This is a genomic window from Bradyrhizobium sp. B124, from assembly GCF_038967635.1.
GTDB lineage: Bacteria > Pseudomonadota > Alphaproteobacteria > Rhizobiales > Xanthobacteraceae > Bradyrhizobium.
Window position 1 is genome coordinate 4,887,700 of record NZ_CP152413.1, and the last position, 25,126, is coordinate 4,912,825.

The 25,126-nt window shown below is 65.9% G+C and carries 20 protein-coding genes; 8 read left to right on the plus strand and 12 right to left on the minus strand.

The window, feature by feature from the left end; all coding sequences use genetic code 11:
* Positions 1–197 precede the first annotated feature (197 nt).
* From glgX to AAFG13_RS23390, 4 genes are all read left to right on the plus strand, one after another.
* On the plus strand, positions 198–2,312 hold the full coding sequence (gene glgX, locus AAFG13_RS23375) for a glycogen debranching protein GlgX (RefSeq protein WP_342708346.1): 2,115 nt from the start codon (positions 198–200) through the stop codon (positions 2,310–2,312).
* Between the two features lie 175 nt (positions 2,313–2,487).
* On the plus strand, positions 2,488–4,353 hold the full coding sequence (locus AAFG13_RS23380; RefSeq protein WP_342708347.1) for a sigma-54-dependent Fis family transcriptional regulator: 1,866 nt from the start codon (positions 2,488–2,490) through the stop codon (positions 4,351–4,353).
* Between the two features lie 81 nt (positions 4,354–4,434).
* Positions 4,435–6,018, plus strand: coding sequence for a hypothetical protein (locus AAFG13_RS23385; RefSeq protein ID WP_249132082.1), 1,584 nt, complete (start codon positions 4,435–4,437; stop codon positions 6,016–6,018).
* Positions 6,018–6,422 (plus strand): hypothetical protein, encoded by a 405-nt coding sequence (locus AAFG13_RS23390; protein WP_342708348.1) that lies wholly within the window; start codon positions 6,018–6,020, stop codon positions 6,420–6,422. Before AAFG13_RS23385 ends, AAFG13_RS23390 begins: the two co-directional genes overlap by 1 nt.
* 9 nt (positions 6,423–6,431) lie before the next feature.
* Here the strand turns inward: AAFG13_RS23390 and AAFG13_RS23395 are convergent, their stop codons facing one another.
* The 4 genes from AAFG13_RS23395 to AAFG13_RS23410 form a co-directional block, all read right to left on the minus strand.
* Positions 6,432–7,187 (minus strand): SDR family oxidoreductase, encoded by a 756-nt coding sequence (locus AAFG13_RS23395; RefSeq protein ID WP_342708349.1) that lies wholly within the window; start codon positions 7,185–7,187, stop codon positions 6,432–6,434.
* Between the two features lie 316 nt (positions 7,188–7,503).
* The gene (locus AAFG13_RS23400; protein WP_092122778.1) at positions 7,504–8,058 is read right to left on the minus strand and encodes a flavin reductase family protein; all 555 of its coding nucleotides are present in this window, start codon (positions 8,056–8,058) and stop codon (positions 7,504–7,506) included.
* 80 nt (positions 8,059–8,138) lie between these two features.
* The gene (locus tag AAFG13_RS23405) at positions 8,139–9,239 is read right to left on the minus strand and encodes an LLM class flavin-dependent oxidoreductase (RefSeq protein ID WP_342708350.1); all 1,101 of its coding nucleotides are present in this window, start codon (positions 9,237–9,239) and stop codon (positions 8,139–8,141) included.
* Between the two features lie 397 nt (positions 9,240–9,636).
* Positions 9,637–11,976 (minus strand): mechanosensitive ion channel domain-containing protein, encoded by a 2,340-nt coding sequence (locus AAFG13_RS23410; RefSeq protein ID WP_212316981.1) that lies wholly within the window; start codon positions 11,974–11,976, stop codon positions 9,637–9,639.
* A gap of 325 nt (positions 11,977–12,301) precedes the next feature.
* Between AAFG13_RS23410 and AAFG13_RS23415 the strand changes: the two genes are divergently transcribed.
* Positions 12,302–14,032, plus strand: coding sequence for an ATP-dependent Clp protease adaptor ClpS (locus tag AAFG13_RS23415; protein WP_342708351.1), 1,731 nt, complete (start codon positions 12,302–12,304; stop codon positions 14,030–14,032).
* Between the two features lie 24 nt (positions 14,033–14,056).
* Here the strand turns inward: AAFG13_RS23415 and AAFG13_RS23420 are convergent, their stop codons facing one another.
* A complete protein-coding gene (locus tag AAFG13_RS23420) occupies positions 14,057–16,147 on the minus strand; it encodes a tetratricopeptide repeat protein (RefSeq protein ID WP_342713380.1) in 2,091 nt (696 codons plus the stop codon).
* A gap of 297 nt (positions 16,148–16,444) precedes the next feature.
* Here AAFG13_RS23420 and AAFG13_RS23425 point away from each other — a divergent pair, with 297 nt between their 5' ends.
* From AAFG13_RS23425 to AAFG13_RS23435, 3 genes are all read left to right on the plus strand, one after another.
* A complete protein-coding gene (locus AAFG13_RS23425; RefSeq protein WP_342708352.1) occupies positions 16,445–16,909 on the plus strand; it encodes an Rrf2 family transcriptional regulator in 465 nt (154 codons plus the stop codon).
* Positions 16,896–17,714 carry a class I SAM-dependent methyltransferase gene (locus AAFG13_RS23430; protein WP_342708353.1) on the plus strand — a complete coding sequence of 273 codons (819 nt, stop codon included), beginning with the start codon at positions 16,896–16,898 and terminating at the stop codon, positions 17,712–17,714. The genes AAFG13_RS23425 and AAFG13_RS23430 overlap by 14 nt, the downstream gene beginning before the upstream one ends.
* Before the next feature lie 304 nt (positions 17,715–18,018).
* Complete coding sequence (locus AAFG13_RS23435; protein ID WP_342708354.1) at positions 18,019–20,154, plus strand: Ig-like domain repeat protein; 2,136 nt, start codon at positions 18,019–18,021, stop codon at positions 20,152–20,154.
* Between the two features lie 57 nt (positions 20,155–20,211).
* On the opposite strand, the gene AAFG13_RS23440 is transcribed toward AAFG13_RS23435, so the two are convergent.
* The 7 genes from AAFG13_RS23440 to AAFG13_RS23470 all read right to left on the minus strand — a co-directional run bounded on the left by AAFG13_RS23440 (position 20,212) and on the right by AAFG13_RS23470 (position 25,086).
* Positions 20,212–20,388, minus strand: coding sequence for a hypothetical protein (locus AAFG13_RS23440; protein WP_342708355.1), 177 nt, complete (start codon positions 20,386–20,388; stop codon positions 20,212–20,214).
* A 92-nt stretch (positions 20,389–20,480) separates the two neighbouring features.
* Positions 20,481–20,765 (minus strand): hypothetical protein, encoded by a 285-nt coding sequence (locus AAFG13_RS23445; protein WP_342708356.1) that lies wholly within the window; start codon positions 20,763–20,765, stop codon positions 20,481–20,483.
* Positions 20,766–20,949: 184 nt separating this feature from the next.
* On the minus strand, positions 20,950–21,378 hold the full coding sequence (locus tag AAFG13_RS23450; RefSeq protein ID WP_171947961.1) for a DUF3597 domain-containing protein: 429 nt from the start codon (positions 21,376–21,378) through the stop codon (positions 20,950–20,952).
* Between the two features lie 276 nt (positions 21,379–21,654).
* The gene (locus AAFG13_RS23455) at positions 21,655–22,155 is read right to left on the minus strand and encodes a Rab family GTPase (RefSeq protein WP_092122751.1); all 501 of its coding nucleotides are present in this window, start codon (positions 22,153–22,155) and stop codon (positions 21,655–21,657) included.
* On the minus strand, positions 22,155–23,906 hold the full coding sequence (locus AAFG13_RS23460) for an OmpA family protein (RefSeq protein WP_342708357.1): 1,752 nt from the start codon (positions 23,904–23,906) through the stop codon (positions 22,155–22,157). Before AAFG13_RS23460 ends, AAFG13_RS23455 begins: the two co-directional genes overlap by 1 nt.
* A gap of 1 nt (position 23,907) precedes the next feature.
* Positions 23,908–24,270 carry a hypothetical protein gene (locus AAFG13_RS23465; protein ID WP_231168749.1) on the minus strand — a complete coding sequence of 121 codons (363 nt, stop codon included), beginning with the start codon at positions 24,268–24,270 and terminating at the stop codon, positions 23,908–23,910.
* Positions 24,271–24,429: 159 nt separating this feature from the next.
* Positions 24,430–25,086, minus strand: coding sequence for a response regulator transcription factor (locus AAFG13_RS23470; RefSeq protein WP_050406118.1), 657 nt, complete (start codon positions 25,084–25,086; stop codon positions 24,430–24,432).
* Positions 25,087–25,126 lie beyond the last annotated feature (40 nt).

Consider the following 25,126-nt stretch of genomic DNA (forward strand, 5'->3'; position numbering starts at 1 on the left):
GGCTTTCGCCAGGACGACGCCGAGTGTGTCGAACGGCCTGTGGATCAAACATCGGCATTCTTGCGACATGACGCGCTCGGCCTGCCCGGACGTCATACGAACCACCGGCAACTGCCGCTAAGCTAGCCCATGCAACGTTTTCCGCGCGGCGGCGTTTGTTGCTGGTTGATTTGCCCGTTCCAGAGTTTGGGGGACCGATGTCCGATTTCGTGATTGAGGAAGGGCTGCCCTATCCGCTGGGCACCCATTGGAGCGGCCACGGCACCAACTTCGCGGTGTTTTCCGCCAACGCCACCAAGGTCGAGGTTTGCCTGTTCGACGGCGAGCGCGAGACGCATCGCTTCGAGCTGCCGGAATATACCGACCAGGTGTTTCACGGCTTCATCAACGGCGTACAGCCCGGCACGTTCTACGGCTATCGCGTCTACGGCCCCTACCAGCCCGAGGGCGGCCACCGATTCAATCCGAACAAGCTGCTGCTCGACCCCTATGCCTGTGCCCATGCCGGCAGCCTGACATGGAATCCGGCGGTGTTCGGCTACAAGATGGAAACGGGCGACGACCTGACCTTCGACGAGCGCGACAGCGCGCCGTTCATGCCGAAATGCGTGGTGGTCGATCCCGGCTTCGACTGGGTCCAGGAGGCGCAGCGGCAGGACGTGCACTGGGACGAGACCGTGGTCTACGAGACCCACGTCAAGGGTTTCACCAGGCAGAATCCGGGCGTCGCTGAAAACCTGCGCGGCACGTACGCCGGCTTCGGCTCGAACGCCGCGATCGATCATCTGAAGGCGCTCGGCATCACTTCGGTCGAGCTGCTGCCGGTGCATTCCTTCATCAACGACAGCAATCTGCTGGACAAGCACCTCACCAATTACTGGGGCTACAACACGATCGGCTTCTTCGCGCCGGATCCGCGCTATGCCGCCGACGTGCCGAACAGCCTGCGCGAATTCAAGGAGATGGTGTCGCGGCTGCATGGCGCCGGGCTCGAAGTCATTCTGGATGTCGTCTACAACCACACCGCCGAAGGCAATGAGCGCGGCCCGACGCTGTCGTTCAAGGGCATCGACAATGCGAGCTATTATCGCCTCTTGCCCGACAAGAGGCGCTACTACATCAACGATACCGGCACCGGCAACACGGTGAACCTGTCGCATCCCCGCGTGATCCAGCTGGTGATGGACAGCCTGCGCTACTGGGCCGGCCACATGCATGTCGACGGCTTCCGCTTCGATCTCGGCACCATCCTCGCGCGTGAGGTCTACGGCTTCGACGAGCAGTCCGGCTTCCTGAAGGCAATGAACCAGGACCCGTTGCTGGCCACGGTCAAGCTGATCGCCGAGCCCTGGGACTGCGGCCCCGGCGGCTACCAGGTCGGCGGCTTCCCGCCGGGCTGGGCGGAATGGAACGACAAGTACCGCAACACCGTGCGCGATTTCTGGCGCGGCGAGGCCGCGCCCGGCGCGCTCGCGCCGCGGCTGCTCGGCTCGCACGACGTGTTCAATCGCGAGGGCCGTCGCACCTGGGCCAGCGTCAACTTCATCACGGCGCATGACGGCTTCACGCTGAACGACTGGGCGAGCTACAACAACAAGCACAACGAAGCCAACGGCGAGAACAACAACGACGGCTCGTCCGACAACCACTCCTGGAATTGCGGCGCCGAGGGCCCGACCGACAACCCCGATATCCGCACATTGCGCGAACGCCAGAAGCGCAACATGCTGGCGACCCTATTGGCCTCGCAGGGCACGCCGATGCTGCTCGGCGGCGACGAGTTCGGCCGCACCCAACGCGGCAACAACAACGCCTATTGCCAGGACAACGACATCTCCTGGTTCGACTGGAATTTTTCCGACGACGCCAACAAACTGCTCGCCTTCACCAGGCGGATGATCAAGCTGCGGCGCGACTATCCGATCCTGCGCCGCAGCCGCTTCCTCTCCGGCGATCGCGATCCCCAGCTCGAGATCCGCGACGTGGTCTGGATCAGCACCTCAGGCGTGGAGATGGCGCAGGCCGACTGGACCACCGGCTGGATCAAGTGCTTCGGCGCCGTGCTCGACGGCCGCGCGCGCAAGACCGCGATCGCGCGCGCGGGCGAGGACGACACCGTGCTTGTGATCCTCAACAGCTATGAGGGCGAGGTCGACTTCAAGCTGCCGCCGACGTCCGCGGGACCACAGTGGTCGCTGCTGCTCGATACCAACGCGCCGGAGGAGCCGGCAGGTGCGCAGTTTGCGTTCGAGAGTATGTACAAGACGGCCGGACGTTCGTTCGTGCTGCTCACGGCCGGTGAGATCAGGTAGGGCGGATTAGCCGAAGGCGTAATCCGCCGCAGACCGACCGGGATGGCGGATTACGCTTCGCTAATCCGCCCTACAAACATCCCTCCAAGGTCCCCTCCCCGCGACGCCGTCGGCCAATTGACATTCGCCGTCGGGGTGCCAGACTTCGCGGAAAATGAGGGGTGGAGACCTCTGGATGGCCAATCTTTCGGCCTCGAATCACGTCGCCCGTGTTTTATCGGCGGCCAATCAGGTGGCCGGCGTCGACACCGAGGCGCGGATCGCCGCGTCCTGGCGGCGCTGCGTGGTCAATCACAACCTCGACCCGGCCCGGCGCGGGCCGCCGCAGACCCTGACCGAAGCCGAGGTCCGGCACATCGCCGAACCGATGGAAGATTTGATCCAGGTCGCGATCCCCGAGCTCGAGGACCTTGCCCGGGTGCTCCACGACTCCGGCTACTGCGTCAACCTCGCCGACCCCAACGCCACGATGCTGGTGAGCCGCCTGCCTGGGGGCGACTACGCGCGGATGTTCCTGGAATGGAAGATCTACACCGGCTCGAACTTCGCCGAGACCTTCGAGGGCACCAACGGGCTCGGCACCGCGCTCGCCGAGCAGCGGCCGATCATCGTGCATGGCGACGAGCATTTCCGCGAGCAGTGGCACATGTTCACCTGCGCGGTGTCGCCGCTGTTCGATCATGCCGGGCGGCTGGCCGGCGCCGTCAACATCTCCTCCTGCCGCAGCGATCTCGGCCGCAGCGCGCATGAACTGGCGCTCGCCGTCACCGCGGAGGCGACGCGGCGGATCGAGCAGTCGTTCTTCCGCCGGCGCTACCGCGCCTCCTGGATCGCGACACTGCCCGGCGATGGCCACGGCATGCTCGCCTATGACGACGACCGCCGCGTGGTCGGCGCCTGCCGCACCGCGCGCGGCGAGTTCGGCCTGACCGATGCGATGATCGATGACGGCATCGACCTGTCGCGCCTGATCCAACTGGACGATCGCGCGACGCGGGCCGTTGACGAGCCGGTCACATTGCGCCGGGCCGACGGCACGCCATGGGGTCGCGGCCGCGTGGCGCCACCGGCGCGCGCGCGTGTCTCCCGCCCGCTGCCGGCATCGTCGCGCGAAATGCCGGCCGGACAGTTTTCAGGCCTGCACCGGCTCGCGGGCCGCGATCCCGCGCTGATCAAGGGCGTGAAGCGGCTGATGACGGTCGGCAATCTCGATCTGCCGATCCTGCTGCGGGGCGAGACCGGCGCTGGGAAGGACGTGTTCGCGCGCGCCATTCATGCGGCCAGCAATCGCGCCGGCCGCAACTACGTTGCGCTGAACTGCGCCGCGATGCCCGAGAGCCTGATCGACGCCGAGCTGTTCGGCTACGAGGCCGGCGCCTTCACCGGCGCGCGGCGCGAGGGATCGAAGGGGCTGATCGTGCAGGCCTCTGGCGGCACGCTGTTCCTCGACGAGATCGGCGACATGCCGCTTTCGCTGCAAACCCGGCTGCTCCGCGTGCTGGAGAATCGCGAGGTCTGGCCGCTCGGCGCGCTGAAGCCGGTACCCGTCGACATCCGCCTGATCAGCGCCACCCATCGCGACCTCGCGCGGATGGCGGACGACGGCAGCTTCCGCTCCGATCTGTATTACCGGCTGCGCGGCATGGAGATCCGGCTGCCCGCCTTGCGCGAACGCGCCGACCGCAGGGACATCATCACGCAGATCGCCGGCGAGGAAGCGCCGCACTGCCGCATCTCGCCGGATGCCTGGGCGCAGCTGCTGACCTATCCCTTCCCCGGCAACATGCGCCAGCTTCGTCACGTGCTGCGCCTCGCGGGTGCCACCGCCGAAGGTGGCGTCATCACCGAGGCCGATCTCGACCTGCCGCCGTTCGGCACGCGCAGCGTGGAGGCCGATCACACAGCGAGCGAGCGCGCCGCGATCGTCGATGCGTTGCGGACCAATGACGGAAGAGTGACGGACGCTGCCAAGGCGCTAGGGCTCAGCCGCGCGACGTTGTACCGGAAGATCAAGGCGTTAGGGATCGAGCTGGACAGCTAGACCGGAAGCGCACCTTCTGTTCCGGCCGCGCGGGAACGGTGTTATCATACGCCCTTCATTCAACGCCACGGAGCGGGTCCCATGACACGGTTTCCCCTCGCTGTGGTCGTTGGCCTGGTTGCCGCGACCATTTCGCAGCCTGCCGCCTCGGATTCTACTGAACAACGATTGGGCAAAGTCCATTTTGCGACATCCTGCAAACCGGAGGCGCAGGAGGCGTTCGATCGCGCCATGCTGTATCAGCATTCGTTCTGGTACAGCGCATCGCGACGCACCTTCGAGGAAGTCCTCGAGGCCGACCCGCAATGCGCCATCGCCTACTGGGGGATCGCGCTCAGCTATCTCTACAATCCGCACGGGCCGCCACCGCCGGAGAACCTTCCGCTCGGCCTCGAAGCCGTGAAGAAAGGCCAGGCGCTGAATGCGAGCACGCAGCGCGAGCGGGACTACATCGACGCGATCGCCGCGATGTATGTCGACTATGACAAGGTCGATCACCGCACCCGCGTGCAGAGATTCCTCGCAGCCGAAGAGCAGGTCGCGACGCACTATGCCGACGATGACGAGGCGCAGATCGCCTATGCGATCACGCTCAACGTCGCGGCATCCCCTACCGACAAGACCTATGCCAACCAGCTGAAGGGTGCGGCGCTGCTCGAGCCGATCTTCAAGCGCCAGCCCGAGCACCCCGGCATCGCCCACTATCTGATCCATCTCTACGACTATCCGGCGCTCGCGGAGAAGGGCCTGCCCGCGGCGATGCGCTATGCCAAGATCGCCGAACGCGCGCCGCATGCCCAGCACATGCCGTCGCACATCTTCACCCGCGTCGGCTACTGGAAGGAGTCGATCGCCTCGAACAAGGAATCCGCACGCATCGCCAAGGAAGACGGCGAACAGCAGGATCAGGCGCACGCGATGGACTACCTCGTCTACGCCTATCTGCAGTTGGGCCAGGACAAGGAGGCGCGCGCGGTGGTCGACGAGCTCGGCAGGCTCGAGTTCAAGCTCGACCGGTTCGCCGGCCCTTACGCGGTGGCGGCAAGCCAAGCCCGCTATGTTTTCGAGCGCGGCGACTGGAAGGGAGCTGCTGCGCTTCAGGTCCGTCCGACCAAGTACGCCTACGCGGATGCCATCACATATTTCGCGCGGGCGGTCGGCGCCGCGCGCTCCGGTGACCCGGCCGCGGCCAAGGCCGACATCGCCAAGCTCGTCGGGCTGCGCGACAAGCTGAAGGACGCGAAGGACGCCTACTGGTCCAACATCATCGACATCCAGCAGCAGATCGCGAGCGCATGGGTGCTGTACGCCGAAGGCAAATTCGACGAGGCGCTCAGCGCAATGGATGCCGCCGCGGAGGCGGAAGACAAGACCGAGAAGCATCCCGTCACGCCGGGACCGCTCGCGCCGGCGCGCGAGCTCTATGCCGCCATGCTGCTCGATCGCGGCAAGGCCGCCGACGCGCTCGCCGCCTACGAGGCCGTGCTCAAGAAGGAGCCCAACCGGCTGGCGGCCTATCTCGGGATGATCAAGAGTGCCAGGGCGTCCGGCGATCAGGCCAAGACCCGGGAATGCGCTGATCAGATCGCCCGGCTCACTGCGGATGCGGATCTGTCGAGGCCGGAGCTGATCGAATTGCGCCAGACAACCGGAAGCAAGCTGTGATGCCGCTGACGACATGGCGCAACGGTGGTGCAGCGCTGCTCGGCGCCGTTGCGCTCTGTCTTTGCCACGTGCCGCCGCTCGGTGCGATGGAGATCCTCGGCCAGGCCGGCGTGCTCGGCGAATGGGAGCTGACCGGGCATCTCACCGAAAGCGGACTGGATGCGCGCAAGCAGTTCTCCGGACCGCTGAAGATGAAGCATGTCGGAATCTGCGTCCAGGATGGACCCGAGGAACGCGCCGGCGAGATCCGGCTGCAATTCACGGGTGCGGATTCGCAGGTGACGGCCGAACTCGTGCTGGACGGCGCGCCCTGCACCTACAGCGCCCGCAAGACGCACAATTACGAGGGCACGCTGTCCTGCGAGGGCCGCGCGCCTGTCCCGCTGCTGGTGTGGCTCAAGTAGCTGCTACCGTCAGCCTGCCGGCCGCGAGCGCCGCAGCCATTCGTTCAGATCGATGCGGCCGAGGCGCGCCTCGCCCAACGGCACCAGCGAGTGCTCCTCGACCCGGCCGCCCCAGTAGAGGGCGTCAGGGTCTCGCACCACCTGACGCGGGTCGCCGATCGTCTTCAGGTAGCGGGCCACGATTTCGTTGAACGGCGCGCGTTCCGGTCCGGCAATCTCAACGATGCCGTTGCGCGGCGGCTCGAGCGCCACATCGGCCACAAGGGCGGAAACATCCTCCGCCGCGATCGGCTGGAACAGGCCGGGCGAGAGTCTGACGGTGTTTCCAACTGCACCCGCATCAGCGATGGCTCCGACGAATTCCATGAACTGCGTCGCGCGGATGATGGTGTAGGGAATGCCGGACGCCTCGATCAGTTTCTCCTGCGCGACCTTGGCGCGGAAGTATCCGTTCTCGGGCGTGCGGTCGGTTCCGACGATCGAGAGCGCGACATGGTGCTTGACGCCGGCCGGCGCCTCCGCCGCCAGCAGGTTGCGTCCGGAAGTCTCGAAGAACGCCATCACCGCCTTGTCCTCGAATGATGGCGAGTTGGCCAGGTCGATCACGACGGCCGCGCCGGCCAGTGCCTCCTTCAACCCCTCGCCGGTGATGGTGTTGACGCCGCTCTTCGGCGAAGCGGCGACAACGTCGTGGCCGCGTTGACGCAGAATGGCAACGGTCCTGGAGCCGATCACTCCGGTGCCTCCGATCACAACGATCTTCATGATTTGGTCTCCCTTGTCGATGACTAGAGATTTGGCGATCTCGGGACGCGCTCGTGGTTCAAGCTTGCTGGCGGCAAGCGCGATGAGCGCAGCGATTGATCGACATATCGACGAACGTTGCGGGCTCGCAAAGCGAGATCGCGCGGACGTCCGGCTGACGAGGAGAGTTGAAGAACTCGCGCCGCCGTATCGATCGCTCCTGCATGCGCGACGGCAGTTATATCATGCCGCTCGCGTCGATGGCGCGTTCGTCAAATTGATCAGGATTGGTCAGCAGTGCTGATTGACTCGGGGAGCCATGCCGCTCGTCGCGGCTTCACGAAAACTCGTTCCAGCTGACGCGCCGCGCGTCGATGTCGCCGAGCACGACAGGATCGTGGATGTTGCGCACGCTCTGGAAGCCAGAGCGCAGATAGATCAGCGGATCGACCGTGGTCACGGCGCGGACATGCTGCACTTCGCCGATGAAGATCGAATGGGTCTTGGTCTCGAGCTCCTGCGCCAGCACACAGTCGAACGCCGCGACGGCATCCTCCAGCACCGGAGCGCCGGTGGCGCCGGTGGTCCAGCGGCCGAAGCCAAAGCGGTCGTCACCGTTGACGCCCTTCTGGCCGGAGAAGGTCAGCGCCAGCAGCGCATGGTCCTCGTTGAGGAAGTTGATGACGAAATGGCGCTCCGCGCGGATGCGCTCATGCGCGCTGGCATTACGGTTAACGCAGACCAGCACCGAGGGCGGATTGTCCGACAACGAGCAGGCCGAGGTCACCGTCAGGCCGGTGCGCTGCCCCGGCTCGCGGCCGACCGTCACCAGCGCCACCGCGCCCGCGCAATGCCGCATCGCCTGCTTGAAACTCTGTGCGTCGACCGTCATGCCCTGACCCTGAACCGGAATAGTTCCCTCAAAGATATGCGAGACAGGGTGCGAGGCAAGCCCCGCACCCTGCCTATCTGTCATGCAGCCTTCTCGAACTCGGCGCCGAGGTGCTTGAGCCGCGGCATCACCTCGTTCTTGAGCAGGTCCAGCGAGTGCCACCAGGCTTCCGGCTTGTGCTTGTAGTCGAAGCCGAACACGCAGAGCACGCCGAAGCCGCCGACCTCCCGGTAGATCTTCTCGATCTTCTCGGTGACGGTCGCGGGCGAGCCGACGATCCAATTCCGGCGCGCGCAATATTCGACGGTGACGTCGCTGTCGGGCACGTCGGGCGCGTGCTTCAGATAGTCCTTGAAGCCGAAATGGCCGAGCAGCGGCAGGAAATACTCGCCCATCATCCGGCCCATCATGTCGCCGGTCGACAGCCTCCACGCCTCCTCATCGGTATCAGCCACGAACACCTCGCGCACCAGCCGCCAATCCTTGCGGCTCGGCTTGCGGCCGGTCTTGGCGGCGCCGGCTTCCACCGAGTCCCAGTGGCTGCCGACATAGGCCGGGTTGAGGTTGAGGCTCATCGGGATGAAGCCGCGCTCGCCGGCGAGCTTGAGCGTGTCGGAATTCTTCGACAGGCCGGCGACGCCGATCGGCGGATGCGGTGCTTGCAACGGTTTGATGTGCGGCTTGAGGAAGTCGAACATCGTGTCCGGCTTTGACACCGTCCAATACTTGCCCTTGTGGGTCCAGGGTCCGGGCTCGGACCACATCTTCAGGATGATCTCGAGCGCCTCGCGGGTCATGTCGCGGTTCTGGCCCGACATGCCGTCGACATTGAACATCGCCCAGTCGCTCGGCAGGCCCGAGGCCGCGACGCCGAAATTCAGCCGCCCATTCGAGAGATGGTCGAGCATCGCAACGCGGTTCGCGAGCTCCGCCGGGTGATGATACGGCAGCAGGAAGCCGCCGGGCCCGATGCGGATGTTCTTGGTCTGCAGCAGCGCCTGCGCGACCAGCAGGTCGGGCGACGGATGCGGCTCCCACGGCGCGGTGTGATGCTCGCCGATCCAGGCTTCCTGATAGCCGAGCTCGTCGAGCCAGCGCAGCGTCTGCAGGTCCCAGTCGTGGCCCTCTTTCAATCCGCACTCCGGCGGGTGCGAGGGCATGGTGAAGTAGCCAAGCTCCATGTGCGTTTCCTTCCTTCGCTTGTGATTCAGTCATGCAATGCGTCTTGCCGCGCATTCGAAGATGCGTTGAGCAAGCGCTGTGCCAGCGCGGAAATCGCAGGAGAGGAGGAGAAAGGCGGCGTTTTCGGCCAGGTGCAAGCCATGCCTCGGGCCCGGCGAGGCCCTTGCCGTCTCATCGTCGCGAGACGGTGTCGCATGCCATGAGACTCGCCGATCAGCATTCAGCTAGTTTGCTCCCTCTCCCCGTTCTGACGGGGAGAGGGTTGGGGTGAGGGGCTTTCTCCCCACACACGGTAGCAGTTGAACTCGCGGAGACTCCCCCTCACCCGGATCGCATCTCCGATGCGATCCGACCTCTCCCCGCACGCGGGGCGAGGTGAAGCGGAGTTTCTCTATCCTAGCCCGCCGCGCGGCGCGGCAGCTTGTTGGAATCCGGCTCCGACGGCGCGGGAAGCTGCATCAGGATGGTCTGGCCCATCGAGGCAATCTCGATGCCTTCCTCCTGGAAGCGCCGCTTCATGCGGCGGTTGAATTCACGCTGCACCGACCAGCGGCCGCCGTCGGTGCAGCGGATCTGGCCGACGATGGTCACGACCGAGCCGTCGACCTTGTCGACGCCCCACAATTCGAGATCGCCGCGGATCAGCGCGCGATACGCCGTCTCCTGGCGCATCCCGGCGACGATGTCCTTCAGCACCTCGCCGGCGCGGTCGGTGTCCTCCTTGTAGGACACGTTGACGCTGACCGCGGCATTGCCGGCGCCGCGGCTGGCATTGGTGATCGTCGTCACCGCGCTGAACGGCACGATATGCACCGAGCCGTCGCCGGCGCGCAGCCGCATGGTGCGGATCGAGACGTTCTCGACCACGCCCGACAGGCCCGACACCGTCACGGTGTCGCCGACCTGCACGGTATTCTCAAGCAGCAGGAACAGCCCGGTGATGAGATCCTGCACCAGCTTCTGCGAACCGAAGCCGATCGCGATGCCGACGATGCCGGCGCCGGCGAGCAGCGGTGCGACATTGACGCCGATCTCGCTGAGCGCGGTGAGCCCGACCACCGCGACGATGATGCAGAACAGCGCGGTGCGCAGCATCGGCTGGAAGGTGCGCAGGCGCGCCGCGCGGGCGAAATGGCCCTCGCGCGACAGGGTGTCGATCTGCCGGTCCATCAGCGCATTGGCGACTTCCCAGATCACGGCCGCGGCGAGCGCGGCAATGCCGATCGTCACCAGCGCCGAGATCAGGCGAGAGCCGATCTGGCCGCCATAGAACCAGACGATGGCATCGACACCCCAGACCTCGAGCAGCGCGACGAAACCGACCAGGGCGATCACCGCCGTGACCACCTTGCGCAGCAGCGGCAGATAGCGGTTGGCGCGGGTCTCCAGCCCCGGGAAGCGCTGCATCAGGTCCGGGCTGATGCGGAAGCCGCGATCGATCAGGCTCAGCACCACCATGGTGACGAGCCGGGTGACCAGCAGCACCGCGACGGTGCCGACGAAATATTGCAGCAGCAGCGAATAGCCGTTGCGGATGTTCAGCGCCCACACCGCCCACAGCGCGAGATCGAGCGCGATCGCCAGCACATGCCACAGCGAAGCGAGACGATTGCGCGTCCGTGCCGCAAGGCCGGTGCGATCGGCCGGCGCGCGGATGACGTCGGCGACCTGGCGGCGGCATTGCAGGATGATGACGACGATGAAGAGGTGCACCACCAGCATCACAAGCCGGAGCAGCGCGGCGTAGCCGGCGTGGGACAGCCCAAGCAGCAATGCGACGTTGGCCAAGCAGATCCCCGAGACCCCGACGGCGACGATGCGCCGCGCCCATATCTCGATATAGGCCGCGGTCTCGGCACGGACGCGGACCAGGCCGAACGGGCCGGCCAGCGCGCGCACCGCGCAGATCAGCGCGCGCGAGAAGGCATAGGCGTTGATCACCGCGAGGATCACGAGCCGCGTGGTCGACTGATTGCCGATCTCGGTGCTGAGCAGCGCGGCGGCCACGCTGAGAAACACGACCACCGGCAGCAGCTCGAGCACGAGGCGCCCGAGCACGAAAGGCAGCCGGACCAGCGACTGCCAGGCCCGCGCGAGGCTGAGCCGGCGGCGATGCAGATCGCCCTCCGGCGTGACGTCGGCAACCGACGACGGCGGATCGGCGCTGGCGAGCGCCTGCACCGGCACGCGCGCGGTCTGCGGCAGCCGCGCTTCAAGGAACGCGACTGGCCGCTTGATCAGGCGGAACACCACCCATTCGGCTGCCAGCGCGCAGCCGAGCACCAGCGCCAGCTTCCAGGCGATGTCGATCATGAGGCCATAGGCGGCCGGATCGTTGGCGGTGCGAAGGAACCAGTAATAGAATGCCGGGAAATGCGTCAGCGTGCGCGCGACGTCGGCGACCTCGCGCGACATCTCACCGACCTGCTCCGAGACCATCAGCAGAAGCTGCGCGCCGAGGCTGTCCGCGCTGAGCGGGATCGGCGACTGCTGCTCGGGCGCCGGCTGCGCGGCCGCCTGCGGCGAGGCATTGGCGATCGCGCGCAGCGTGTTGATGATCTCGCCGCGCTTCTTGTCGTCCTGCAGCGTCTCGAGCGCACGCTTCGCCTGCTCTGGCGTCAATGCGTCGCTGGTACTGGGTTGCGGCGGCGCCGGCTTGGCGGCCGGCTGCGCAAGCGCGGGTGAGACGAACAGGGTGAGGATGAGGAGAAGCGCAAAGCGAAATTTGTGCGACACGAGGGCCTCTTATTAAAATAATTGCGCGACCGCAGATCCCCGGGAGGACTCTGCTCTCGCGCTCGCGCCATGTCGGATCGCCCCTTTTCGCCTTGATCATGTGTCGGAAGTTTGCTGCCGCAGCGACCATCTCTTGGCATTTGCCGTAACACGATCGTCACAGGTGTTGAGCGGCGTTTACGCATGCGGGCGTTCCGGGCCGAGCCGGCCCGATCGGCCCCCCACACGCCAGGGCTGAGGCGGGACAATCTTTCGCTTGACGCACAGGGGTCGTCATGATGTTCTTATTTTGTTCTTTTGGTCACAGTTGCGTTTCGGAGGTCTCATGCACGACGTCTTTGCCGATGACGGTCCGGTCCAGCTCTTCATTCACGACGACGGCGAGACGCCGCTGGAATTCGTGCAGTATCTATTGCGCACGGTTTTCGGGAAGTCCCAACAGGAAGCCATCGCCACCGCTGCCTTGATCGAGGCCAGGGGCGCTGTTCCGTGCGGCCCCTATCCGGGCGCCGTCGCACGGGCCATGTTCAACAGCGCCAAGTGGCTGATCCGCTCCAACGGCCACCCGTTGATGATCACGAGCGAGTCCGCCGATGCCAGCCGCCCCTGCGATCTCTGCGAAGCCCCGAAGGCCGTGACGGAGATTATTCTCTCCGGCACGACGGCCTCGCTGTGCAGCGACTGCCTGCTCGCCGCGCGTCGCAGCTCGGAAGAATTGCCGAGCCAAGAGTTTCGATACGCCTTTGTTGCGCTCGACTGGCATTTCGCCGGCGTGCCGCGCAACCTGATCGTGACGCGGGCACGCCAGTTTCCGGGCCACATGCGCGCCGACGTTCAGGTCGCGATCGACAGCCTGCTCACCGACCCGATCCACTTCTTCGGCATCCACGAGGAATATCGTTACGAGACGATTGGATTTGCGTCCTTGATGAAGGACAGCCGCAATGCGCCGGCGATCGCGCCGCCGCAGTATCAGGACGTCGATATCGGCGAGCCCGAGCCGGTGAAATGTCTCGTCAACGGTTTGTGGCTGTGCCGGTCCGGCGCGTTACGCTACGCCGTGCTGCTGACCTATCATCGTGAATATGACCGCGAACCCGCCGTTCGGATCGAGATCGCATTGCCGGCGGGCACGGCAGGCGATGCCTTCGTACAGCCGACCTTTGCCGCGCTGGAAGCCGCTGTCCACGCCGCGCGATCCTACCGCGGCAAGATACTCTCGCTCGAGGGTGGTTCGGACTATCGCGGCCGTTCGCGCGGCGTGACCGTGCATCGGCTGCCGACGGTTGCCCGCGATGACGTGATCCTGCCGGAACGGACACTGCGGCTGCTCGACCGCAACGTGCTCGGCTTTGTCGAAAGCCGCGATCTGCTGCGCAAGCTCGGACAGTCGACCCGCAAGGGCATCCTGCTCTACGGCCCGCCCGGCACCGGCAAGACCCACACCATTCGCTATCTCGCCACCAACCTGCCTGATCACACCACGCTGATCATCACCGCCGAACAGGTCGGCCTGCTCGGCGCTTACATGAACCTCGCCCGCCTGCTGCAGCCGACCATGGTCGTGATCGAGGATGTCGACCTGATCGCGCGCGACCGCGAGGACATGGGCGGACCGTGCGAGGAATCGCTGCTCAACAAGCTGCTGAACGAGATGGACGGCCTGAAGGAGGATTGCGACATCCTGTTCCTGCTGACCACCAACCGCCCCGAAGAGCTCGAGAGTGCGCTGGCCGGCCGGCCCGGCCGCATCGACCAAGCGATCGAAGTGCCGCTGCCTGACGAGACCGGACGCGGCAAGCTGATCAGGCTCTATGGCAAGGGCCTGCCGCTCGCGCAGCCCGTCATCGACGAGGCCGTGCGACGCACCGAAGGCGTCAGCGCCGCCTTCATCAAGGAGCTGATGCGCCGTCTCGCCCAGGCCAGCATCGTCAGCGACGGTGGCGGGCAGGTCACCACCTCCGACCTCGACGGCGCAGTCAGTGAAATGCTGTTCGACGGCGGCCGACTCAACGCCAAGCTGCTCGGCGGCGCACAGGGGATGAGCGTGGGGTGATGGACCGGAAGGCTCGGCTGGTCGTCAGTCGTGCGTCGTTTGCGGCAGCAGCAGGTGCCGCTCCCCCCGTGCGACGCGTGCAAGCTCGTCGGCCATCCGCGTCAGCACGCCCTCCCAGGCCTGCGGTCTGTCCTGGCGGAACAGCCGCATGGTCGGATACCAGGGCGTGTCGGCGCGGTCGCGCAGCCAGCGCCAGTCGAGCGCATAGGGACACAGCATCCAGACCGGGCGGCCGAGCGCGCCGGCGAGATGCGCCACCGAGGTGTCGACGGCGATGACGAGATCGAGCGCGCAGACGGCAGCGGCGGTGTCGGCGAAATCGCCCAGCGTCGGCGCGAGGTCGACAATATCGGCACCAAGACGCCGCAGCATCGGCGCATCGTCCGGCCGCGGTTCCTTCTGCAGGCTGTAGAGCTGGACGCCAGGCGTGACCAGCCGCGGCAGCACGGCATCGGCCGGCAGCGAGCGCTGGCGGTCGCCCTTGTGCCTGGCATTGCCGGCCCAGACCACACCGACCTTCAGCGCGGACACACCGGCGAGCGCCTCGCGCCAGCGTGCGAGCTTGGTGGCGTTCGCCTGCAGATAGGACACGGCGGCGGGAATGGTCTCGACGGTGGTGCGGAAGATCCGCGGCAGGCTCAGCAGCGGCAGTTGCAGGTCGAATGGCGGCAAGGGCTCGCCGCGCGCGAACATCGCGACATCGGGCAGCATCGGCCGCAGCAGCGAGACCAGCGCCGGCTGCACCTGCAGAATGATCCGGCCGCCGCTGCCCGCCAGCATCGGCACATAGCGGACGAAATTGATGGCATCGCCGAGCCCGTATTCGGCAAACAGCAGCAGCGTGCGTTCCGCCAGCGGCTCACCCTGCCATTCCGGCTCGTCGAACACCGGATCGCCTTCGCTCAGCATCTTGGTCTTGCGGCGCCACTGATACTCCTCAAAGCCCTCCTCGAACTCGCCGTTCATCAGAAGGAAATGCGCGTGGTTGTAATGCGCCAGCGGCTGTTCGGGATCGAGCGCGATGGCCCGGCGCGAGGCCACCAGCGCCGCATCGATCTCGCCGGCATTGCGCAGCGCGACCGCAAGATTGGCGTGGCCCTTGGCGTAACTGGGTTCGAGCTCGATGGCCCGCCGATGCGCGGCGACCGCCGCCTCGACCAGGTTCTGCGCCTCGAAGATGATTCCAAGATTGGTGTGCGCGGCCGCGTAGTCCGGCTTGAGCGCCAGCGCCAGCTCGGCGCAGGCGATGGCGTCGTCGACCTGTCCGAGCTCGAACAGGCAGGCGCCGAGATTGTTGAGGATGACGTGATCGGACGGATCGCGGGCCGAGACCTGCCGATAGATGCGGACCGCCTCCTCGCGCTCGCCCAGTTCGTGCAGCACCATGGCGAGCAGGCGCCGCGGCGCGAAATTGTCGGGCTCGAGCGCGATCGCGCGGCGATAGTGCAGAACTGAGTCCTCCAGCCGGCCCAGCCGGTAGAGCGCCGCTCCGAGGCCGCTATGCAGGCCGGGATGATCGGGATCCGCGCCGAGCCCGCGGCGATAGGCGGTGGCGGCGGCGTCGTGCTTCTTCTGATCGGTCAACGCATTGCCGAGGTTGAGCCAAACCCCGCGATAGGCCGGATCGCGCGCGATCACCTCGCGATAGGCCTGTTCCGCCTCGACCGGCCGCTGCTGTCCGGCCAGCGCAACCGCGAGATTGAACCGCGCCCGCGTCAGGCCGCCATCGAGTGCGATCGCGCGGCGAAACGCCGCCTCGGCCTCGTCGAAGCGCGACAGCTCGCACAGCGCAACGCCGAGCTTGATGTGCAGGCCGGCATCCTTCGGCCGCAATGTGACGCCGCGCTGGAACGCCGCCACCGCGCCCTCGTGCTCGCCCTTCACGGCGAGCGCATCGCCGAGCGTGGCGAACGCCGGTCCGTGATGCGGATCGAGGCTGAACACCCGGTTCAGCAGCACCGCGCCTTCCGCGGCGCGATCGGTCACAAAGGCGATGACGGCAGACAGATGCAGCGCCGGAACATGGTCGGGATCGGCGGTGAGAATATCGCCGCACAGCGTGCCGGCCTCCATCGCGCGGCCCGCACCATAATGCGCCACCGCATCCAGCAACATCCGATCAACAGCCACACTGCCCACGATACCGCCCCCGCTCCTCAAGACCCCGATGGGGATTAAACGGTCGGCGTCGCCAAATCCGGCACGCGAATCCGGATTGCTCCCTTACCTCCCCTTGAAAAGGGGAGGTCGCTTTTCTCGGTAGAGCAAAGCGGGTGGGGATCAGCTCTCTCCGCGAACAGCGGTGCCTGTGGCTGCCCCCCCATCCCGACCTTCCCCCTTTCAGGGGGAAGGAGAAGAGATCAGGGCCTGCACCTCTTGACGCTCACCCCATCATGTAACATATCAAGTTACATGATACGCGACAGCCGTCTATCTGGTGTCCTGCACGGCCTGCTCCACATGATCGGAGCGGGCGAACCGGTCACGTCGGTGCAACTTGCACAGGCGATGGCCACCAACCCGGTGGTCGTGCGCCGCGTGATGGCCGGCTTGCGCGAGCAAGGCCTGGTCCGTTCCGAGAAGGGCCATGGCGGCGGCTGGACGCTCGCGCGCGATCCCGCCGACATCACGCTCGCCGACATCTATCGCGCGGTCGGTGCGCCCACGATCGTCGCGATGGGCCATCGTTCGGAAAATCCCGGCTGCCTGGTCGAACAGGCCGTCAACGACGCGCTGTCAGGCACGTTTCGCGAGGTCGAGGCGATCTTCCTGAAGCGGCTCGGCGCGGTGACGCTCGACGCGCTCGCGAAGGATTTCAAGCGCCGGCTCGCCAAACACAAACAAAGTCTCGAGGACCAGATTCATGCAGCAAAGTGAACAGGCGAGCCGCCTTCCGTTCAACGATCCCGCGCACTGGGACAAGATGGTCGCGACCTACGAGGCACAGTCGCAGCCGTTCACGACACACTTCGCCGAGGCCGCGGTCGCGATGCTCCCGATCGGCCCGTCATCGAAGGTGCTCGACGTCGCCACCGGTACCGGGGCCGCGGCGCTTGCGGCCGCGCGCAGGGGCGCCGACGTCACCGCGATCGACTTCTCGGCCGGCATGGTGGCACGGGTCCGCGCACATGATGTGGCGAATATCGCGGCACGGCAGATGGACGGCCAGGCGCTCGACTTGCCGAATGCGGCGTTCGATGCGGCGGTGTCCGTATTCGGCGTGATGCTGTTTCCGGATTGGCGCGCCGGACTGCGCGAGATGGCGCGGGTGACGCGGCCGGGCGGATCGGCGGCGATTGCGGTCTGGAAGAGCGCCGACGGCGCCGCCGTGTATCTGCTGCTCTCGCAGATCATCCGGCGGCTCTACCCCGATAACGTCACGCCGATGCCGTGCACGGGCCTCGCCGAACTCGCCGATCCCGGTCGCCTCGCTGCGGCGGTCGTCGCGGCCGGCTTCTGCGATCCTGTCGTCGCCGAGATCACCCACGACTTCAAGCTCGATGTCGCCAATCCTGCCGACGTCGACAAACTGTTCGAGTTCATGCCGCATTGGAGCGGGCTCGATGCAGAGCAGAGCGCCACGGTTGCGCGCGCTTTCCGGAGCGAGATTGAGCGCGGCCGGGTCGGAGACACCTTCGCGATTCCATCGACCGCACTGATCGCGACGGCGCGGCGGCCGTAGCCGCAGCGATCCGGCAATAATCACGACGCTCGACCGGCGATCGACGCGCAGGCGTTATCGATCGCCGGTTTTTCATGCGCTGAATGAGAATGATCCGCCGCGGGATCGCCTGACCGCGGCAATCCCTCGCGCTATTTCCTTCTCAGATTGTGCAATGGCGTAGCGGCCCGGCAACGGCGCGTCACAAAAGCAGATGCGCGCGGAGATTCCGCGGCGTGCGCCGCGAGCCGCGTACTACAATAAACCCGTATTATTTGGGATGTGCGCCTCCTGCTGCAGGCCGGCGCGACGGGGGTTACCTTTGTTGCCGATTGCAAACCTTGCGCGGACTCGTTTCCGCTACGCCACCTCGCGTCTTGCATCCGAGCTGCGCAACAGACTGCCATCGATGGCGATCGCGCGCCGCGCCGGATGCGGCCTCGTCCTGATCGCCGCCGCGCTGTTCGGCTCGGTCGGCGCGGCCAGCGCGCAGGCACCGGCGGTGGCCTCGATCTCCCCGACATCAGGTCCCGCCGCGGGCGGCACCACGGTCATCATCTCGGGCGGCAGTTTCAGCACTGCCACCGCGGTGCGTTTCGGCGCCGTCAACGCAACGAGCTTTGTCGTCAATTCGAGCGAGCGGATCACCGCAGTCGCGCCGGCAGGGACCGGCACGGTCGATGTCACCGTGACCAACCCGTCCGGGACATCATCTTCGTCTCCCGTGGATAAGTTCACCTATACGGCGTCCGCGCCGACGGTGACATCGATCTCGCCGGCCGCAGGCCCGACCAGCGGTGGGACGACGGTCATCATAACAGGCACAGCTTTCACCGCCGCGACGGCCGTGACGTTCGGCGCAACCCCTGCAACCGGCTTCACCGTCAATTCCAGCACCCAGATCACAGCGACCTCGCCGGCCGGAACGGGAACGGTGGATATCACGGTGACGACCGCAGTTGGGACATCAGCAACGTCAGCGGCGGACCGCTTCACCTTTGCAGCCGCAACGACGACCCAGACCGCGCTGACCTCGTCGCAGAATCCGAGCAGTTTTGGCCAATCGGTGACCTTCACGGCGAACGTCACCGCCTCAGCCGGCACGCCGACCGGCACAGTGACCTTCAGCGACAATGGATCGCCGATCGGCACCGTGACGCTCGCCGCAGGCACCGCGAGCGTCGCGATCTCGACCCTCAAGATCGGCAGCCACACCATCACGGCGAGCTATGCCGGCAGCGGCGCGTTCAACGCCAGCACCTCGCCGGCGCTGGCGCAGAGCGTGAACGTCCCGGCCGACAGCGTGAAGCTGCGTGCATTGCAGATCGACATCACCAAGCTGGTGGCACAGAACTCCGGCCAGGCGATCTCGGGCGCGATCGACAACGCGATCTCGGAAGGGTTCAGCGAAGGCGGCAGCTTCATGACGCCGAGCGGCGCCGGCATGCGCTTCAACTTCGCGGCCGATCCGTCAGACGGCGTGGCGCAGACGGACACGGAGAATCGTGGTGCCTACGCCTCGGATCGCAATTCGGGCGCACGCAGCGGCGGCAATTCGCGAATCGACAATGCCTTTGCGGCGATCGATCGGCAGATGCCGACCAAGGCGGCGCTCAAAACCCAGACGACGATCAATCGTGAACCGCACGACTGGCTGTTCTGGATCGATGTCAGGGGCACAGGCATCGACCGCTGGTCGTCGCCGACCTCGCCGGGCGTCGGGACAACAGGTTCATCGATCTACGGCAACCAGCTCAATGCCCTGATGGGACTGACCTACCGGGCAATGCCGAACCTCCTGGTCGGCGCGGTCGCCGGCTATGAGACGTTCAACTACACGGCCCAGGAGATCAACGGAAAGCTCACCGGCGACGGCTGGACCGCAGGCAGCTATCTCGGCTGGATGATCACGCCGACGCTGCGCTACGACGCCGCCGTGACCTTCTCGCAGATCGGCTACAACGGCGTGGCCGGAACGGCGCAGGGCAATTTCAACGGCGACCGCTGGATGTTCGCGACCGGTCTGACCGGCAGCTACAAGATGAGCAACCTGCTGATCGAGCCGTCCGCGCGCCTCTACACGCTGTGGGAGCATGAGAACGCCTATGTCGATACGCTCGGCACGCTGCAGACGGCGCGTGACTTCGTCACCGGCCGCGCATCCGGCGGCGTCAAGCTGAGCTATCCGCTGGCAACGACCGACGCCGCGGTGGTCTCGCCCTATCTCGGCGTCTATGGCGACTACTATTTCAGCAGGGACGATGCCGCGGCACTTTCCGTGAGCGGCATCCCGGTCAACCCGACGCTGGTGCTGGAGGGCTGGTCGGCCCGCGTCACCGGTGGGCTGAACGCCAGGCTCGCGGGCGGCATGATGCTCGGCCTCGGCGCGGAGTATGGCGGGCTCGGCGGCACGGCCCGGCTCTGGACGTTCTCGGCCAGGGCGCGCGTACCGTTCAACTGATTGAAGACGGCGCCACCGGCTCGCATCCTCGGCGATGCAGGTCCATCGGCGGCACGCTTACTTGCGCTGGCGCTTGTCGTCGGCTTGCTTTTCTCCATCACTCGGCGGCTGCAGGCCGGGGCTGTTGGCCCAGCGGTCGAGGTCCTCGATGACCCGCCGGTGGCTCGGCCGCAGCGACGGCGGACCGCCGGGCTCTTGCGACAATTTTCGGGGCAGCTTGACCTGTTCTGGCATGGCGAGGCTCCAGAGCTGGGCGGTGTGCGGGCCATTCGCGGCGACCGTTACGCAAATGCGCGGATCGCCGGCCGCAACGAAGGCGCGAAGATTTATTTGTGGTCTGCCGGATTCGCCGGTGCTGTGACCGGCTGCGCGGGAGCGGCCTGCTCCCACGGCGCCGGCAGGATGACCCGCGCCGGCGGCAGGTTCTGCGCGGCGCGCTGCACGGTGGCATTCGCGTTCGCCGGCCGCGGCTCCTCGCCCGCGCTATCGGCGCGTGCGATGGCGGTCGTGATGCCGAGCGCCAATGCCGCGAGGCCGAGTCCCGCGCCGATCGAGGCGGCAACGACGCCGGTCCGCGGTCTGTTCATGGTGGCAAGATGAGATGGGGTCATCGCAACTGCTCCTCACGCAATACACATGGTTCGGAGCCGTGCGCGACGCTAAAGCGCGATGTCGCGCTTTAGCCCTTTGCTTGAGCATGATCTCCGCGCAAACGCTACGCGTTTGTCGCGAGGGAAAACCGCTTCGCACTTTTCCGGATCATGCTTAGCGCCGCGCACGACTCAAGGCGAATGATCAGGTCTTGATATCGGCCGGCAGCTTGCCGCCATTGGCGGCGAGCTTGGCCATCACCTGCTGATGCAGCCAGACGTTCATGGTGGCGGTGTTGTTGGTATCGCCGGTGTAGTGCAGCTCCTTGGCGAGCTCCTTGCGCGCAGCAAGGCTGCTGTCGAGCCCGAGCGCCTTCATCAGGTCGACGATCGAGGTGCGCCAGTCGAGCTTCTCGCCGGTGGCAGCCGCCGCCTTGTCGACGATCGCCGCGACGTCGACCGTCTGCGCCGCGGATGTGCCGGGTGCCGGCGATGCAGATGCAGACGTTGACGTCGATGCCGGTGCGGCGCCGGGTGCTGCCGTCGCTGTCGTCTCAGCGGTTTTGCCGTCAGGTGTCTTGGCCTGGGCGCCGTGGCCGAAGATTGCACCCATGATGCTTCCAAAAATGCTCATGATCTCTCACTCCGTGCGCCCGGGACACCGTTGGTCCCGTGACTGGTTCCAGTGACGAGTGGACGATAGGCAGGCCATTGGCCGAGCGGAAGATGACCATCGTCACTATCGGAGTGTGGGACGGCGTGGTGCAGTTGGAGAGAGAATCGTGCGGTTCTGCACCGTACGTCGAGCGCGTTTCATCGTACGCCCCACGTGCGATGAAGTCAGCCGTCCCGGCCCGATTCGCCAGCCCCGAGAAGTCGGGGCGGCTGACACAAACGTGTGCGGAGTGAACTAGAGCTGACGGCGGCGGATGGTCTGGGCCAGCTCGACAAAGCTTTCGGCGATGCCGACGCCGGTCTTGGCGCTGACCGGTTTGACACTCGACTTGGCGAGCTCGGCAATCGCGCCGGCGCTGCCGGCAGCCTCCGGCAGGTCGATCTTGTTGAGCAGCGCCCGGTAGGGCCGGCCCGGGAAGCGCTCCTCGAAACCGCGGACCAGCTCGACCATGCGGGTCACGGTCTGCGGCCGCGTGACATCGGACACGATGATGGCAGCGGATGCACCGGTGACATAGACGGTGTCGAAAATCTGCGTACCGAAATCGCCGTCGGTGTCCCACAGCACGAGGCGCATCGGGTCGCTGCCATCCGCCGGCACCACGTCATGGCTCAGGATCTCGACGCCCAGCGTCGATTTGTACTGACCCTCGAACCGGTTGTAGATCAGCCGATAGAGGATCGACGTCTTGCCGACCCCCATATCGCCGAGCAGCATGACTTTTGCGGTGAGCATCAGCGGGCCACTTCGCCTCGGTAGACCGTCTCGAACGCCACGCGGCGGTTGCCGCCGGCGGTGGCGTCGAGCCGGTCGGTGATCGGCATCGTCGCGGCGCGCGACACCAAAATCAGCCGCGACGGGTCGACCCCGAGCGCGGTCAGCTTGCGCTGCACCTGCTCCGCCCGCTTGCGTCCCAGCGTCTTGTTGGTGCCTTCGGTGCCGCTCTGATCGGCGTAGCCGACGATCCGCAGCCTGAGATCATTGTTCGTCAGCAGCCCGGCGAGCTCGCGCAGTTGCTGCTCGGCCTGGTCGTTGTCGAGGAATTCGTCTGAATTGTTGACGAAGAAGATCGCGGTCGTGGCGATGAAGCGGTCAAGCCGCGCCGCCGGACCGTCGGCCACGGATTGCAGCTTCGCATATTGCTCGCTCAACTTCGCGTACTGCTCGCCGAGCTTGTCATATTGCGCGGTCAGCGCGGCATATTTCTGGTCGCCCGACTTCGCCTGCGCGCCCATCGCCTCGCGCATCTGGTCGAGGTTCGCCTGCAGGCGCGTCAGGCTCTGCTGCAGGCCTGCAATGCCGGCCTGCGATGCCGCCGCCTGCTCCGGCGTGGACACCAGTCCGATGCGGTCGACCACCTTGTACGGCGCTGCGGCCGCAGCGAGCGCGTCGATCAACGGCGCGGTTTGCAGCTGGCTCGGCTCGATGCCAGAGACGGCCACGCTTCGGCTGCCGTGATCGAAGTCGAGCCGCAGCGGGAAGGTGGCCAGCAACGGCTGCTCCGCGGCAAGCTCCTCCAGCGCGGCATGGGTTCGCCGCTCCAAGAGAGCGCGCGTCACCGTGGTCGCGGCAAAATAAAGCAACAGTGCGGCCACAGCGGCGAGCACGGCAAACAGGATCACCTTGCCGCGCCGGCTTGCGATCCGCCGCGGCGTGTCGTCGGTCTCGATCGCGGTTGCGAGCGAGGCGAGCATCGGCGCATCGCAATCCGCGCCGCGATCGATCCGCTCGATCGCATCGAAGAACAGCGAATTGATCCTGGCATTGTCGGCGGGGCGCAGCGGCCCCAGGCACTCCGCCGCCAGGATGAAGCGGGGCGAGGCGCGCAGCGCGAGCTGCCGTCCGCCGAAATCGAGCGTTTGCAGATTGCCTTCGCCGGCCAGCGCCTGCACGGAGAATTCGAGGATCGCCGCAACCATGGCGCTGAGCAGGTCGGCGCGCTCGTCGACGGTCGCCTCGCGCTTCCAGTCGGCGACCAGGCGGCCATTGCCGCGTTCGATGATCAGGAGCCGGTTGATCTGCGGCGGACTGTCGGCGAGCACGAACTCGCTGATCGGTCGTCCCGTCACCAGCGACTTGACCCGCCCGCCCCACAATTGCGCCGAGGTCAGCGCATTGATGCGCTGCTCGAGCGAGGCAACCAGTTCCCGGAACGCGTTCGCGACCGCGGCGCTGACCAGCCGGCCGACGATCGGATAGAGCGCCTCGATCATCTGCTCGCGCGAATTCTTGATCTCGCTGCGGATCGCCGAGACCACGACCGGCGCAATCGCGGTGGCGAGCTCGCGCGGCCGGTTGACCTCGGCGCGCTCCAGCGCCTCGACCAGAATGCCGGCGGTGGCCGTCTCCAGGCGATCGGCGTTGCCGACATAGCGCTGCAGCGAGTCGAGATCGGCCTCCAGCGACGTCAGACGCGTCGCCTCGGGCTGAAACAGCAATGTCTTGAGCTGCTCGATCTCGCGATTCTGGCCGGCAGCAGCTGCCATGCTATTTGCCCGTGCGGCCGGATCCCAATCCGCTGATCGCAGCGCCGAGCTGGGTGATGGCCGCACCGACATCCTTCAGCGAGTCGAGGCGCTTCTGCTCGGTATCGCGTTCGAGGTCGGAGAGCCGCGCCTGCAGCGCGGTGAGCTCGTTGTTGAAGTCCGCCTGCATCTGCTTCAGCGATGCCTGCATCTCCTCCCGCAGACCCGAGAGGTTGGTCTCAATCGAGCGTTGCGCGCCGCCGAACAGGAGATCGCGGACCTGATCGATCGCCGCCATGCCATGCGCCGCGGCATCCGCGCCATTGCCGGCCGCCGCGTTTGCCAGTCCATCCGTATCCTTGGTCTGGCGCTCGATACCCTTCATGGTCATTCCCTGTTTAGTCAAAGCCGCGCAATCCGGACCTGCCGTGTCAAAAAGCAAATCCGAAACAATCCTATAGCCAATTTTGTGGGCGCGGCCCAGAGAAAGGCGAGCAATCTCAGCCGGATCAACCGCGTGGTGTGCGATTGGGGGCAGTTATTTCTAGTAAGTTATTGCCTTTATTGCCAGTTCCGTACGGTTCTTGACCTGGCATTTCTCCAGGATGGTGCTGACATAGTTCTTCACCGTGCCCTCGGCCAAATGCAGCCGCTCGCCGATCTCGGTGTTGCTCTTGCCCTCGACGATCAGCGTGAGAATTTCATTCTCCCGCGCCGTCAGCCCGTCGCGAACCGGCAGCTTCGCCGAGACGCGCGGGCCGCGCAGCCGCTTGAACTCGTCGAGGATGCGCGCGGCAACGCTCGGCGACAGCCCGGACTGGCCGTTGATCACCGCGCGGATGGTCGATGCGATCTCCTCCATCCTGGCGTCCTTGAGCAGATACGCCTTGGCGCCGGCGCTGACAGCCTCGAAGATCAGGTCGTTGGTCTCGAATGTCGTCAGCACGACGATATGGGTCTGCGGCAGCTCGCGCAGGATCCGCTGGGTCGCCGCGATGCCATCGACACGCGGCATCTGCAGGTCCATCAGGATGACGTCCGGCCGATAGCGCCGCGCGAATTCGATGGCCTGCTCGCCGTCGGACGCACCGGGAAGGATCTCGAAATCGTCGTTCTGCTGGGCAAGCAGTGTGGCGATACCTTCCCTGATCAGGGTCTGATCCTCGGCGATCAGCACCCGCACCTTCTCAATTCTGCTCACGGGCTTCAGTCATCCTCTCGAAGGTCTTGAATGCGCGGCA